At 70.6% G+C, this 13,273-nt stretch carries 13 protein-coding genes; 6 read left to right on the top strand and 7 right to left on the bottom strand.

Translation table 11 applies throughout. The features are described 5' to 3' along the window. Positions 1-105 precede the first annotated feature (105 nt). Positions 106-1,101: a YihY/virulence factor BrkB family protein gene (locus KF837_10040; protein ID MBX3227645.1), complete on the bottom strand. Its 996-nt coding sequence runs from the start codon at positions 1,099-1,101 to the stop codon at positions 106-108. Positions 1,102-1,149: 48 nt separating this feature from the next. Between KF837_10040 and KF837_10035 the strand changes: the two genes are divergently transcribed. Next, positions 1,150-1,788, top strand: coding sequence for a DUF3105 domain-containing protein (locus KF837_10035; GenBank protein ID MBX3227644.1), 639 nt, complete (start codon positions 1,150-1,152; stop codon positions 1,786-1,788). 2 nt (positions 1,789-1,790) lie between these two features. On the opposite strand, the gene KF837_10030 is transcribed toward KF837_10035, so the two are convergent. From KF837_10030 to KF837_10020, 3 genes are read right to left on the bottom strand one after another with little or no spacing between them, the layout of a single operon-like run. After that, a complete protein-coding gene (locus KF837_10030) occupies positions 1,791-4,142 on the bottom strand; it encodes a hypothetical protein (protein MBX3227643.1) in 2,352 nt (783 codons plus the stop codon). A 49-nt stretch (positions 4,143-4,191) separates the two neighbouring features. Further along, entirely contained in the window at positions 4,192-4,506 is a 315-nt protein-coding gene (locus tag KF837_10025; protein ID MBX3227642.1) for a hypothetical protein, read from the bottom strand. Positions 4,507-4,554: 48 nt separating this feature from the next. Then, entirely contained in the window at positions 4,555-6,687 is a 2,133-nt protein-coding gene (locus KF837_10020) for a GGDEF domain-containing protein (protein ID MBX3227641.1), read from the bottom strand. A gap of 92 nt (positions 6,688-6,779) precedes the next feature. Between KF837_10020 and KF837_10015 the strand changes: the two genes are divergently transcribed. After that, positions 6,780-7,754, top strand: a complete 975-nt coding sequence (locus KF837_10015) for a rhomboid family intramembrane serine protease (protein MBX3227640.1) — start codon at positions 6,780-6,782, stop codon at positions 7,752-7,754. Positions 7,755-7,775: 21 nt separating this feature from the next. Here KF837_10015 and KF837_10010 read toward each other — a convergent pair whose 3' ends face one another. Continuing rightward, on the bottom strand, positions 7,776-8,345 hold the full coding sequence (locus tag KF837_10010; GenBank protein MBX3227639.1) for a Uma2 family endonuclease: 570 nt from the start codon (positions 8,343-8,345) through the stop codon (positions 7,776-7,778). 79 nt (positions 8,346-8,424) lie between these two features. Here KF837_10010 and KF837_10005 point away from each other — a divergent pair, with 79 nt between their 5' ends. Beyond that, a complete protein-coding gene (locus KF837_10005) occupies positions 8,425-9,165 on the top strand; it encodes a hypothetical protein (GenBank protein MBX3227638.1) in 741 nt (246 codons plus the stop codon). A gap of 84 nt (positions 9,166-9,249) precedes the next feature. On the opposite strand, the gene KF837_10000 is transcribed toward KF837_10005, so the two are convergent. Beyond that, positions 9,250-9,852: a hypothetical protein gene (locus tag KF837_10000; protein ID MBX3227637.1), complete on the bottom strand. Its 603-nt coding sequence runs from the start codon at positions 9,850-9,852 to the stop codon at positions 9,250-9,252. Further along, positions 9,849-10,970, bottom strand: a complete 1,122-nt coding sequence (locus tag KF837_09995; GenBank protein MBX3227636.1) for an N-6 DNA methylase — start codon at positions 10,968-10,970, stop codon at positions 9,849-9,851. The genes KF837_10000 and KF837_09995 overlap by 4 nt, the downstream gene beginning before the upstream one ends. A gap of 49 nt (positions 10,971-11,019) precedes the next feature. Here KF837_09995 and KF837_09990 point away from each other — a divergent pair, with 49 nt between their 5' ends. Genes KF837_09990 through KF837_09980 form a run of 3 tightly spaced genes read left to right on the top strand, consistent with a single transcriptional unit; the run spans position 11,020 to position 13,198 of the window. Then, positions 11,020-12,099: a hypothetical protein gene (locus tag KF837_09990; GenBank protein MBX3227635.1), complete on the top strand. Its 1,080-nt coding sequence runs from the start codon at positions 11,020-11,022 to the stop codon at positions 12,097-12,099. Continuing rightward, positions 12,096-12,446 carry a hypothetical protein gene (locus KF837_09985; protein ID MBX3227634.1) on the top strand — a complete coding sequence of 117 codons (351 nt, stop codon included), beginning with the start codon at positions 12,096-12,098 and terminating at the stop codon, positions 12,444-12,446. The genes KF837_09990 and KF837_09985 overlap by 4 nt, the downstream gene beginning before the upstream one ends. Next, entirely contained in the window at positions 12,443-13,198 is a 756-nt protein-coding gene (locus KF837_09980) for a hypothetical protein (GenBank protein ID MBX3227633.1), read from the top strand. The genes KF837_09985 and KF837_09980 overlap by 4 nt, the downstream gene beginning before the upstream one ends. Positions 13,199-13,273: the final 75 nt, after the last annotated feature.

Below are 13,273 nucleotides of genomic sequence, written 5' to 3'. Positions count from 1 at the left end.
GCTTTAAAATAGGCCTACACGCGCGCTCCGAAGATCACCTTCGCGCATGGATCAAACGTGCCCCGCTCGCGCTGACTACATCGTCGCTCGGCGTGTGCGCACGTGTCAGGGCTCGGAGCGGAGCGCGTCGCGCAAGCCTTCGAGCTGGGAATTCAGCTCCGCGCCGATGAGCATCGCGATGCTGACGAGCCACAACCACACGAGGAGCACAGCGACCACCGCGAGGCTCCCGTAGTAGACGGTGTAGTTGCTCAGGCTCTGGACGTAGACACCGAACCCCCACGACACGATGATCCAGAGCGCGACCGCGACGATCGCCCCCGGGAGCACGCGACGCTTCACCTTGCGCGAGTGCGCGACCGCGAAGCGATAGAACGCCGCGAGCCCGCCGATCGCGACCGCGAGCGAAGAGGCCGCGCCGAAGACGCGCGCGCCGCCGGTCTTCAGCACGCTCAGCGTCGGCACGAGGACGGTGGTCCCGCTCTCGGGATCGAAGCGCGTGACGTTGTCCCATTCGATGATGCCGTACGACGCGATCGCGAACGCGATGAGCGTCGCGACGACCCACGCGAGCGCGAGCGCGCGCTTCTTCCACCACGGCCGCGGCTTCGCGCCGACGACGCGCTCCATCGCGTCCATGAGCCCGTGGATGCCGCCGGAGGCGACCCAGAAGAACCCCGCGAGCGCGATCGGTCCGAGGCGATCCGCCCGCGCGAGCGCGGTGACCTCGCTCTTGAGGACCGCCTCGGTCGAGGTCGGGAGGTTCTCGAGGAAGAGCGCGAGCACGGTCGTGACGCCCTTCTGCTCCGCGATGATGCCGAGCACGTAGCCGACGAACGCGAGCAGCGGCAAGAGGCTCAGGAAGAAGTGGAACGCCATCGCGGGCGCGACCTGGAAGACGTCGTGGAAGTAGAGCCCTTGCCCGAGCCGGAAGAGCGCGCGCCCGAAGCGACGCCACCGCGGCGCGGTCGCCTCGAGCGGCGGACGGATGCGTCCTCGCGGATGCGAGAGCTCGTAGTGCGACTCGAACGGAGGCCGTGACGTCGGCAGCGGCGTCACTCCCAGGTTCTCCATCGGCGTGGGCTCGTCGCGTTCCGCCACGCCTTCGGAGCCTACGTCAAACCATGCCGATCGCGGTATGGTGCCGTCGTGAAGTCTTGCTTGGCCCTCGCTCTCTCGGTCATCGCGCTCATCGCCGCGTGCAGCTCCGACTCGGACGACAACTCTGGGACGACGTCGAGCTCGACGAGCGGCGCGCCCCCCGACGCCGACGCGGGGCCGGCGGTGTGCTCCGCCGATCCCACGCCGCCCGACGTCCGCAACGCCTCGTGCGCGGTGACGATCAACACCCACGCGCTGCAGGAGCCCGCGAACAAGCACGTGCAGGTCGGCACCGCGGTCGACTACTGCACGAACCCGCCGTCGAGCGGCCCGCACTACTTCGCGTGGACGAGCTTCGGCGAGTTCACGCAGCCGGTGGAGTGGCAGTACCTCGTCCACAGCGAGGAGCACGGCGCGGTGCTGCTGCTCTACAAGTGCGACCCCGCGTGCCCGGAGATCGTGGAGCAGCTCCGCGAGGTGAAGACGCGCGCGCCGAACGACTGCGGCGGCAACAAGCGCATCATCATCGCGCCCGCCCCGAGCATCCCGACGAAGGTCGCCGCCGCGGCGTGGGGCAAGACGCTCACCGCCGACTGCGTCGACGGTCCCACCTTCGACGAGTTCGTCGCGAACAACATCGCGAAGGGCCCCGAAGACATCTGCGTCCCGGGCCAGGTGTTTCCGTAGCGCTACCTCGGGTGCGAGGGCGTCGGCTCGGTGCAGAAGCCGTTGATGCAGGTGGTGCCCGCGGGGGCGTTGCAGCAGTCGGCGTTGACGCTGCAGCGTTCGCTGTCGTTGGCGCAGCCGGTGGGGGGCGGGACGCACATGTTCGCGGTGCCGCCGTCGGGTTGCGAGACGGCGCGGCAGAAGCCGTTGCAGCACTCGTCGCCCGCCTCGCAGCCGGCGCCGTTCGCCTTGCACGGGTCGAGCGCCCAGAAGCCGCGCATGTTGCCGGCCTCCGTCTCCTGACCCTCGAGGAGGAACGCGGGGTGGCTCGGGTCCCTGCCCGGCTGCCCGTTGATGTCGATCGCCGCGACCCACAGCTTCTTGCGCCAGCCCTTGATCGCGTTGCTCGTGTCGCGCGTGTTGTCGAACGGGAGATCGCCCTCCGGCGTGACGGAGGAGGTCTGGCGGCTCAGGAAGTTGCCGTACGCGCGGCGGCTCGTGAAGACGACCCAGTAGTAGCCGCCGACCGCGACCGGGAGCACGGTGGGCTCGTAGTTCATGTGCGCGTCCTCGGTGTTGCACGCCGTGTCCGGATCCGCGAGGTTCGGATCCGGATCGGGGACGTCGCAGAACGGGAGGTAGCACTCCTTGCCGCCGGCGCCGTTCGGGCGATAGCCGTTGAGCGCGTCGAGCGGGGACGGGATCTTCGTCGCGACGTCGACCCAGTGGAGGTCGGCGCAGTAGTGCACGAGCTGGGTCGGCGGATCGCGATGCCCGCCCGTGTCGTACGCGGTGCCCTCCTGATAGAGGACCGCCTTGCTGTCGGGGAGGAAGGACGGCCAGCCGACGACGCGGTTGTTGCTCGCGACGAGCTCGCGGTTGTTGGTGAACGACGGCGGGCTCGAGGTGAGGTTCGCGTCGAGGATCGAGATCGCGCGGCCGCTCGCGTTGCGCTCGCGATCGCCGAACGCGAGGAGCTTCGCGTCGGGCGAGAAGGACGGCGCGACCGCCTTGCGACCGGCGGCGGCGGTGAAGAACCCGTCCTCCACGATCGCGCCCGTCTTCGCGTCGTAGAGGCGGCTGTTCTGATCGAGGCCTCCGAGGCCGCGGATCCAGGCGCCGGAGCGCGACGCGCTGCCGACGAGCCAGTTGCCGTCGGGCGAGAGCGCGCCGAACGGCATCGCGTGGCCGTTGCTCGTGACGAAGCGCGCCGTCGCCGCGCCTTCGGTGCTGATCGTGAAGACGGCGCTGTCGTGCGGCGCGCCGTTGTCGCCCCAGTCGAGCGCCGCCGCGAGCGCGGTGCCGTTCGCGCTGACGGAGTGGCAGACCGTGCACTTCGAGTCGCGCGCGGTGCCGGTCTCGTTCGGGAGGTTCGTGCTGCCGATGAAGACCTCGACCTTCGTGCCGGGCTTCAGGCGCATGATCGCGCCCTCGGCGCCGTTCTCGCGGACGATGCGCGAGTTGTACGTGTTGTAGAAGACGGTCCCCTTCAGCGAGCCCTGCGCGATGCTCCAGGTCTCCGTGATCGGACCGGTGACGTCGGCGCCCTCGATCTTCGTCACGTTGATCGTGACCGGATCGTTCGCCCCGACGCTGCGCGTGATCGTGCGCCACCACTCCTCGCTCACGACGACGCGCGCCGCGTCGCCGCCGCCGGAGTAGAAGCCCGAGTAGTCGATGTTCTTCGCGCTGAGGCGGACCCAATACGCGGTCGGCGCGGCGCCGCCGAACATCAGCTTCGGCGCGAGGAGCCCGCGCGGGAACACGGTCTTGTCGTAGGGGTAGAGCCACTTGAAGTTGGAGGCGTCGGCGTTGCCGCCCGCCTTCAGCGCCGTCTTCGTCGCCTCGGAGATGCCGCCTCCGCCGCCGCCGCCCGCGGTGAGGTCCTCCTCGATCTCGAGCGACACGGTGACGTCCGCGAGGCCGACCAGGTTGCCGACCTGCGCGCGGACCTTGGTCTTCCCCGCGAACGTCGCGGTGTGGAAGAGGCCCTCCTTCTCGATCGATCCGATGCCCGCGTCGTCGACGGACCAGATCGCGGCGACGGGCGTCGTGCTCGCGCCGATGTACGCGGTGAACTGCTGCTGCCCGGAGTGGCTCGTGAGCGAGCCCTTCGCCTTGACCGTGATCGTGGCGGGCTCGATGCGGAGCTGCTCGCCGTCGTTGGGGCTCCCGTCGCCCGAGCTCGACCCGTTGCCGCTGCTCGTCGTGCTCCCGAAGCCGCTCGTCCCGAAGCTGGCGTCGTCGTCCTGGTTCCCGCTGCCGTCGTCGAAGCGGGAGCCCTCCGACGAGCCGCACGCCGCCATCCAGGCGGAGAGGCCGAGCGCGGAGACGACGAAGGCGGGAGCGAGGAACCGGTTCTTTCGGAGCGCCATCGGCGCAAAATGGTACCGGTAACCGGCGCCGAAGGCGAAACGCTAGCGCTCAGCCTACACGCGGGCCCTTCGGGGGCTCCGGTGCGTAGCCGTCGTCGTACTTCTGCTCTTCGGCCGGAGGCGCCTCGTTCGTGTTGGCCTGCGGGGCGGGAGGAGGAGGCGAAGACTGCGGCTTGCCGCTGATGACCTTCTGGATCTCGCTGCCGATCGACTCGAACGCGCGGTTCACCTCGCCCACCGCCTCGGTCGCGACCTTCTCGACCTTCTCGGTCGGCAGCGACTGCACGGCGCCCTTCGCAGCGCGGAACAGAAGGCCAAGGCCTTCCTTGAGGTCGTCGACGGGCTTCGGCTTGTCCTCGCTCATGGCCCTCGATGATGACCACGCCCGGCCTACATGTCCAGACGCGCGGGCCTAACCGGCCTTCACGCGCGCGGCGGAGGGGGGCGACCACATCGTGACGCGGTCGCGGCCTGCGTTCTTGCTCTGGTAGAGCGCCTGGTCCGCGCTCTTGAAGAGCTCGTCCCACTTCGCGCCGGCGGCGGGGAACGTCGCCGCGCCGACCGAGCACGTCACCGTGAGCGGGCCGTTCGGCGTCTGGAACACGGTCTTGCCGAGCTCCTCGCGGATGCGCTCGCCGAGGAGCATCGCGCCCGCCTCGTCGGTCTGCTCGCAGAGGATGACGAACTCCTCGCCGCCGAAGCGCGCCACGACGTCGGTGCTCCGCTTCACGCGCTTCAGGATCTCGCCGAGGCCCTTGATGACGACGTCGCCGACGTCGTGGCCGTACGTGTCGTTGACCTTCTTGAAGAAGTCGATGTCCGTGACGAGGACGGAGAGCTTGCGGTTGAAGCGCTGCGCGGCGCCGATCTTCTGCGCCGCCGCGTCGAGCATCGCGCGCTTGTTGAGGAGGCCGGTCATGCCGTCCGTCGTCGCCATCGTCTCGAGCTTGTGGACCATGCGCGCGTTCGAGAGCGAGACCGCGAGGTGCGAGGCGAGGACCTCGAGCGTGGGGCGCGTCGCGTCGCCGAACGCGTGGCGGCGGCGCGCGCCGAGGATGAGCGTGCCGAGGACGCGGCCGTGATGGAGGAGCGGCAGGACGAGGAGCGAAGGGACGTTCGGCCACGGGAGCCGCTTCGTGAGCACGGTCTGGTGCGCGGCGTCGTACTCGCCTTTGTACGGGAGCGGGAAGCGGTTCGTGACGACCATCGAGACGAGGCCGGTGTTCTGCTTGAAACGCTGGCCGACGAGGTCGTCGATCGCGCCGTCGTTCGACGTGGCGGCGCGGACCTCGTGGAACTTCTTGGTGTCGTCCCAGACCGTGACCGCGGCGAGATCGAAGCTCGCGATCTCGCGCGCGGCGCGGACGCCCGCCTCGACGACGTCCTTCTCCGACAGCGCGGCGCCGAGCGCCTGCGCGGCGCGGTAGAGCTTGCCTTGCTCCACCTTCGCGCGCTCGAGCTGCACGAAGACGCGCTCGTTCTGGATCGCGCGGAGGCAATAGCGCGCCGCCTGCGCCGCGACGTCGTGCTCGTGCGGCGTGAAGGCCTTCGAGTCGATCCGATCGAGGCACAGGACGCCGCGGACGACGCCGTCCTCGATCACAGGGATCGCGGCGAGGGCGCGGATGGGGCACGGCCCCGCGTAGTAGGGAACATTGTACGAGGGCCGCAGGTTCTCGAGCAGCACGGCCTCCTTCTTGGCGATGACCGCCGCGCAGACGCCGTCACCGATCGAGAAAGGTGCATCGTGGATCTCGTCCGACGCCGTGGAGAGCTCGCTGATGCGGAGGTGCGTGCCCGAGTCGGTGCGCCAGAGCAGCACCGCGGTGTGGAGGTCCAACGAACGCCGCAGGAGCTCGAGTGCATAATGCACGGATTGGTGAATCTCTTCGACGCTCGAGCGCGCGAGCCGCTCCTCGGCGTCCTCTTTTTTCGTGACCGCTTCCCCCGCCCCGAGGAGGCGGTAGCTCCGTGCGTCGGCGCGAAGGCGCTCGAGCTCCTTCTCGACCCGCGACCGCGCGGTGACACGGATGCGCGCGACCTCGGCGCGGAGGAGGATCAAGTTGAGGAGCGCGAACGCACAAGCGAAACCCGCCTGCGTCGCGAGCGCTTCGAGCGACGCCTGCCCGAGCGTCTTGTAGCGGATGAGCGCGTCGAGGCCGACGACCCATCCGACGACCGCGAGGCCCGCGACCGGGCGGCCGAACGACGCGACGAGCGCGACGAGCACGTACGTCGCGGGCGAGAAGCGGCCCGAGAGCGTGCCGTCGAAGCGAAGCAGCGCCGCGTCGAGGCCGATCGCGAGGAGCGCGCCGAGCTCGAAGTCGAGGACGAACGGCGCCTCGCCGGTGAGACGGAGCTTCTGCCGGAGGCGCTTGCCGAGGAAGAACGCCCACACCACCGCGCCCGCGATCGGGATCGGTCCGAGCGGGAGCTGCGCGAAGCCGAGGACGACGAAGGCGGCGAGCGCGCACGCGAGCGCGATCCCGTGCGCCCCTCGAACGAAACGGCGCGCAAGCAGCGTCGCGCGGACGAGCGAATCCATCTGGCATTGTCGGTATCAGGACGGCGCGGGGGCGGCCAAAAAGGCGGTGATGTTCGCCGGTTGCTTGACGCGCGAGCGGACCGTAAAACCGGATGGTGAGCGCCTCCCCGCCCGCGTCCGCCCCGACCTCGGCTTCGGCGCCCGATCAGGCCGAACAGAAGGGGATCGACGGCGCGCCGATCACGGGCGCGCTGCTCGCCGCGAACGCGGGCGTCTTCGCGGCGCAGGTGTCGCTCGCGGGGCACCTCCGCTTCGGGCTCGGCGGGGCGGACGTGCGCGACCAGACGCTGTGGAACGCGATCCTGCGCTGGCTCGGCGGCAACGACTCGACCTTCACGATCGCGGACACCCGCGTCGAGACGCTGGTGACCTCGTGTTTCCTCCACGGCTCGATCCTGCACCTCGGCTTCAACATGCTGGTCCTCTGGCAGGTCGGGCCGTTCCTCGAGCGCGCGATCGGACCGGCGCGCTTCCTCCCGCTCTACCTCGGCGCCGGCGTGATGGGCTCCGCCTTCAGCGCGATCGCGGGGCGCCTCTTCGGCGCGTCGCTCAGCATCGGCGCGTCGGGCGCGGTGTGTGGGCTCATCGGCTCGATGCTCGTCCTCGGCGCGCGCACGCAAGGGTGGAAGGGCCCGCTCGCGCGCCAGATGGCGGGGTGGCTCGCGTTCCTCTTCGTGCTCGGCCTCGCGAAGAACCTGCAAGGCGGGATGGTGCAGGTCGACAACGCGGCCCACATCGGCGGCGCCGTCGGCGGCGTCCTCGTCGCGGCGACGTGGCAGCGCGGCGTGACGTACACGAAGAAGGCGGAGCGGGCGATCGTCGGCGCCTGCGTCGCGCTCGTGCTCCTCTGCGGGATCACGGTCTACGTCCGCGATCGCACGGACCCTTATCTCTTCATGAGCCTCGACGAACGCCTCGACGCCGCCTGGCGCGCGGCGAAGACGGGCAAGTGCGACGAGGCGGACATCGCGATGAAGCGCGCGCAGCGCCTCGATCCGGGGAGCGCGCTCCTCCGCGATCGCGCCCGCGACGTCGACCGCCTGTGCCTCGCCGGCCAGCGCCCATGACGCGGCCTTCTCCGTCTCCGCTCACCCGGTGAGGAGCGGAGACTTGTCGATGCGCTCGTAGACGGCGTCGACCGAGATCTCCGCGGCGCAGACGCGGAAGGACCCCGACGACAGCGGGTCCATGACCCATCCCCCCTTCACGCGTCGATGCACTTGAATCAGCTTCTTCTTCTGCGAGATCAGGACGTACTCGCTCAGCGACGCGATCGTCTTGTACGCGGGGAGCTTGTCGTGGGTATCGATGCGGGAGGTGCTCGGCGAGAGGATCTCGAAGATGGCGCTCGGATTGATCAACGCGCGCCCCCGGACCTTGTCGTAGGCGGCAGGCTCGCAGATCACGACGACGTCTGGGCCGAAGGCTTCCCCGGTCGCTTCGCAGTACACGCCGATCGGGCCGAGCACCTCACATCGTCCGTCGAGCGCGCGCAAGAGCTCCCTCCCGAGCGACATCTGCAACGCGGCGTGCCGGATCGTCGGCTGATTCATCGCCAAGATCTCCCCGCCGAAGAGCTCGTACCGCGTGTCGGGCTCTCCCTCGAAGGCCCAGAATTCTTCGAGGCCGAGTCCGAGGCTCCTGGCAGGCTCGCCCATGACGGCCATTGTACGCGGGCGTCGCTACCGTGTCCTGCCGGCTTGCGCGAGGGCGAGGGCGTGGCCATGAATGGGGCCCATGCGAGCCGACATGGACGAGGTCATCATCGAGCGGCCGCGCTGGGGGCATTGGCTTCGGTACCCGCGCACGCGGGTGCGGAACCGGACGCGGGCACGCGAGGGAGGCGAAGAGACGTTTCCGCTCCGCGAGCCGATGGGCGGGTTCTACGCGGCGAAGTCGCTCAGCGACAACCTCGCGCCGCTCGAGCGGTACCTGCGGAGCCAGGTCGGGAGACCGTGGGCGAAGGTCCGCTCCGAGATCGCGGCGCAGCTCTCGGTGACGAGCGCGCTCCAGAAGCACGTGCTCGATCACCTCAAGCAGTACGTCGTCGAACGCGTCTACGAGGACGACGCGGGGCGCCTCCGCGGCGCGGATCGCTTCGGGCGGCCCGTCGTGCCCTGGCGCTTCTTCGTTCATCCGCGATCGGGCGCGCTCGCAGAGATGCCGCCGCGCCCGAGGACGAAGGCGAGCCGCGCGCGCGTGCGGCGGCCCGACGTGCGCGTGCTCGGGCCGGACCGAGAGCTCCGTCGCGTCCGCGGGATCTGGTACGAGGTCGAGATCGCCGCGCTCCCGTTCAGGCACGGCCCCGACGCGGTGCCGTTCGTGCGCGACGCGATCGCGAAGCTCGATCCGCGCCGGCTCGACTACGACGCGCGCGACGAGTCCATGCGCGACCTCTGGGACGAGAACCGCTACGCGCGATCGATCCGCCAGCTGTCGAAGCGCGAGATCCGACGCTGGCTCGGCGGCGCGCCGTAGCCCGCGGCTTGGCTCGCAGGGCGTCGAGCGCGGCTTGGGCTCGCGTCGAGCGCGCGCCGGGCGTCGAGCGCGTGGATTGGTGGATTAGAGGAGCGCGTTCCAGCGGGCGTTCGCGCGGTAGACCTCGTCGAGGGCGCGGACGACGGCCTTCGAGCTCTCGTTCCGCGTGGCGACGAGGCCGGCCGGGACGCGGAGCGCGAGGAGCGACTCGCGCGGGACCCGCGGATGGTGACCGCCCTCCTGCGCCGCGGCGAGGACGGACTGCGCGCGCTCGCCGAGGAGGAAGGGGACGAGGAACGCGATCGGATCGTCGCCGCGCGGGGCGAGGACGAAGAACTCGCTCGACACCGCGAGCGGCCGCTTCGCCTGCGCGAGCGCGGCGGGGTGCACGAACGCGATCTGGCGGAGGTAGGGCCGGAGGCGCGACACGATCACGTCGCCGGGGTGGACCGCGCGCTTCGTGCTCTTCGCCGTCGCGGGCGAGCGCAGCGCGCCGGTCACGTCGAGGAGGCCGTCCTTCGCGTGGGTGGTGTCGAGGACGACGCCGGGCGGCGCTTGCTCGGTGCGCACGGTGACGAGATCGGAGAGCGGGATCCCCTCCCCCGCGCTCGCCTCCGCGAGGTAACGCTCGGGCGCGAGGACGAGCTCGGGGCCGAGGTCGACGAGGGCGCGGACGACGACCTTCACGGCGACGCCTCCGCGAGGCGCGCCGCCTTGCGCGGCTTCGGCTCGCGCCCGAAGTCGGCGGCGCGGAGGAACGGCGCGAGCTCGCTCGCGACGTCGTCGAGGTCGTGGTCGAGCTTCCCCGTCGCGTCGTGGATCGGCTCGCCGCCGGTGTCCTTGCCCGCGCGCTCGCTGATCACGAACATCGTGCGCTCGTCGGCTTGCGCGATCTCCTTCGCCGAGCGGCGCTTCTGCGCGAAGAGGACGAAGGTGCGCTGCGACGTGTGGGGGAGGAACGTCTCGCGCGGCAAGCCGACGACGGCGAGCACGCGCGCGCGCTCGAAGAGCCAGCGGCGCATGCTCGCGTAGGCGCCGCCGCTCGCCTTGTTGTAGGGGAGGACGATGCCGAGGCGGCCGCCGGGCTTCAAGACGTCGAGCGCGCGCTCGAGGAACAGCACGTCGCGCTCCGGCGTGCGCACGACGTCGGCGACGGAGAAGCCGTCCGCCGCGGCGCGGCCCGCGAACGGCGGGTTCGTCGCGACCACGTCCGCGAGCGCGCGTTTGTCGGCGGGGACGAGGTCGGACTCCTTCTGCAGCCCGTCCGCGCGCGCGACCGACTCCGCGTCGGCGCCGCCCGCGATCGCGAGGAGCCGCGCGACGCGCACCGCGCGGCCGTCGAGGTCGACGCCGCGCGTCCTCGCGCCGAACGCGCGCGCGCGCGACAGGAACGCGCCCGAACCGCAGGCGGGATCGACGAGGAGCTCGCCCGGACGCGGCGCCACCATCCGGACGATGAAGTCGACGACGTGACGCGGCGTGAAGTACTGCCCCTTGTCCGCCTTCGCGACGCGGGGGACGAGGGACTCGAAGATCGCGTCGAGCACGCTCTCGTCGGTGAGGGCGCCTTCGAGGATGCCGTCGACGCGGGCGAGCAGCGCGCGATCGGCGATGCGGCCGAGCTCGAGTCGCCTGCCGGCCTCGGTGATGGCGGGGCCGAGCGCCTGCTTCTTGCTCACGAGCCGCGCGGCCGCGACGGCGTAGACGAGCTCGAACGCGTCTTCCCCGCTCGTCGCGAGCACGATGTCCTCGACGTGGCGCAAGATGCTGGCCGCGCTCGTCCCCGGTCGGTGCCGCTTCGGCATTCGCCGTGCGACGCTACCACGGTCCGCGCAGGCTGGTAGGCTCTCGCGCATGACGTTGATGCGCATCCGCGATCTCGACGAGGCCTGGCGCACGAGCGGGCACGGGCCGCAGCTCCGCGCGGTGAAGCGCGCGGCGGAGGGGCTGCGCGAGCGCTTCGCGGGAGGGCCGCGCTGCGTCGCGGTGCGGACGCTGCCGCTCACGACGCTCGCGTATCCGACGCGCTACGCGTTCTGGGCGGCGGCGATCGCGCCGGCGCCGCTCGTCACGATGACCCACCGCTGTACGCTGGTGCAGTTCTTCGAGCAGGGCGAGCTGAAGCACCTCCTCTTCAACCCGACCGACATCGACGGCGCGCGCGCGACGCCGTTCTTCGCGCGCATCATCGAGCAGGTCGGCGTGACGATCAGCGAGCGGATGGCGAAGCGCTTCGCCCCGCTCGAGGAGCAGCTCGCGGAGCTTGGCATAAAACCATATAATATCGACTATATCGCCTTTGACCATTTTCACACCCAGGACCTCCGGCGGCTCCTCGGCACGTCCGACGGGGCGTTCGCGCCGCGGTTCCCGAACGCGACGCTCCTCGCGCCGAAGAACGAGTGGGCCGACTGGGACGACCTCCACCCCTTCCAGCGCGCGTGGTTCGTGCGCGACGGCAAGCAGGGCGTGCGGACCGACCACGTGCTCCTCACCGAGGACGACCTCCAGCTCGGCGACGGCGTGATGCTCCTGCGCACGCCGGGCCACACGTCCGGCAACCAGACGCTGTTCCTCAACACGGAGTCCGGGGTGTGGGGCATCAGCGAGAACGGCACCTGCGCCGACAACTGGTCGCCGCTCGCGAGCAAGATCAAGGGGCTCGCGTTCACGTGCAAGAAGCAGGACCTCGACCTCGTGCTCAACGCGAACACGCCCGAGCTCGGCGCGGTGCAGTACACGTCGATGGCGCTCGAGCGCATCATCGTCGATCGCCTCCACCGCGCGCCCGCGTTCGTGCAGATGTTCCCGTCGAGCGAGGTCACGCCGAGCCTCCTCGCGCCGGGCCTCTCGCCCACCGTCGTTCATGGTCACCTCACGCACGGTGAGGTCGCGCGGCCCGCGGCCCGCGGCGGACGGGCGTCGGCCGCGTGAACGATCCCGCCGCGTGGGGTCAGCCCGCGTTCGCCAAGGACTTCCCGAAGCACGAGGAGCTCGATCGCCTCGTCCTTGCCTTCGCGCGCGGCGACTACGCTACCGTGCGCGAGGGCGCGCCGAAGCTCGCCGCGAGCACGGACGACGACGCGGTGAGGGCGGCGGCGAAGCTGCTGCGCGAGCGGATCGAGCCCGACCCGAGCGCGAAGCTCCTCTTCCTCTTCGCGTTCCTCCTCCTCGCGTTCCTGAGCGCGTGGTGGATCACGCACGCGGGCCCGGAGGGCAACGGCACGCCCCCCGCGAAGGTCCCGCCGATCCCGCCGCCGAAGACGGAGAAGATCGATTGAGGCGCGCGCTCGCCGCCGCCACCGCGCTCGCCGCGTGCACGCCGTTCGAGGCGGAACAGACCACGACGCCGGAGCCGCGGGAGGCGGGGAGCACGGACGACGCCGGCAGTACCGCGAGCGATGGCGGCAACACCGCGAGCGACGGCGGACCGAGCGACGGCGGCGGCGCGACCGGCGGCGGGCTCGCGTGGGAGGGGAACGACCCGAACGGGTGGTCGATCAGCAACCGCGACGGCACGAGCACGATGGACTGTTGCGGTCCGTGCGTGTCGCCGTGCACGCTTGTCGCGGCGGCCACGTGCGACGACACGAGGATCGTCGTCGACGACATGCTCCACTTCAACTCGGGGCCGGCCGACACCCGAGGCCATCGGTCGGACGGGTTCTACGCGAAGCGCACCTTCGGGCCGCTCACGGTCGGCGCGAAATACCGCGTCGACTACAAATGGAGGCACCTGAGCGCCAAGGCCAACGGAAGCTTTGGCGGCGAGAACACCCAGGTCGCGAAGTGGACGATCGCCGTCCGCCACGAAGGCAGCAACATCGTCCAAGCCGACGACGCGTGGGGCCTGCGATGCCAGAGCTGCGGAGCAGGCCCGGCGGAGCTCGCGGCGCGCACGCTCGGCCCGTTCGACGCGCCCAGCATCACGGTGGAGATCGTGATCACGGGCTCGCACGCGAGCACGCAATGCCCCACGATCGTTCACGACGTCGACGTCGCCCCCGAGTACATCCGCTTCGTGCCGCTCTAACGCTGCTCCCCAGACGCACGCCGGTGGAGCTCGCGTCCAGCGTTGGGAGCAGCCGCCCCCATAACGACCAGCCGC

Origin of the sequence: Labilithrix sp., from assembly GCA_019637155.1 — a bacterium.
In the GTDB taxonomy this organism is placed as follows: Bacteria; Myxococcota_A; Polyangia; order Polyangiales; family Polyangiaceae; genus Labilithrix.
This window is presented reverse-complemented; position numbering and strand designations above follow the sequence as displayed.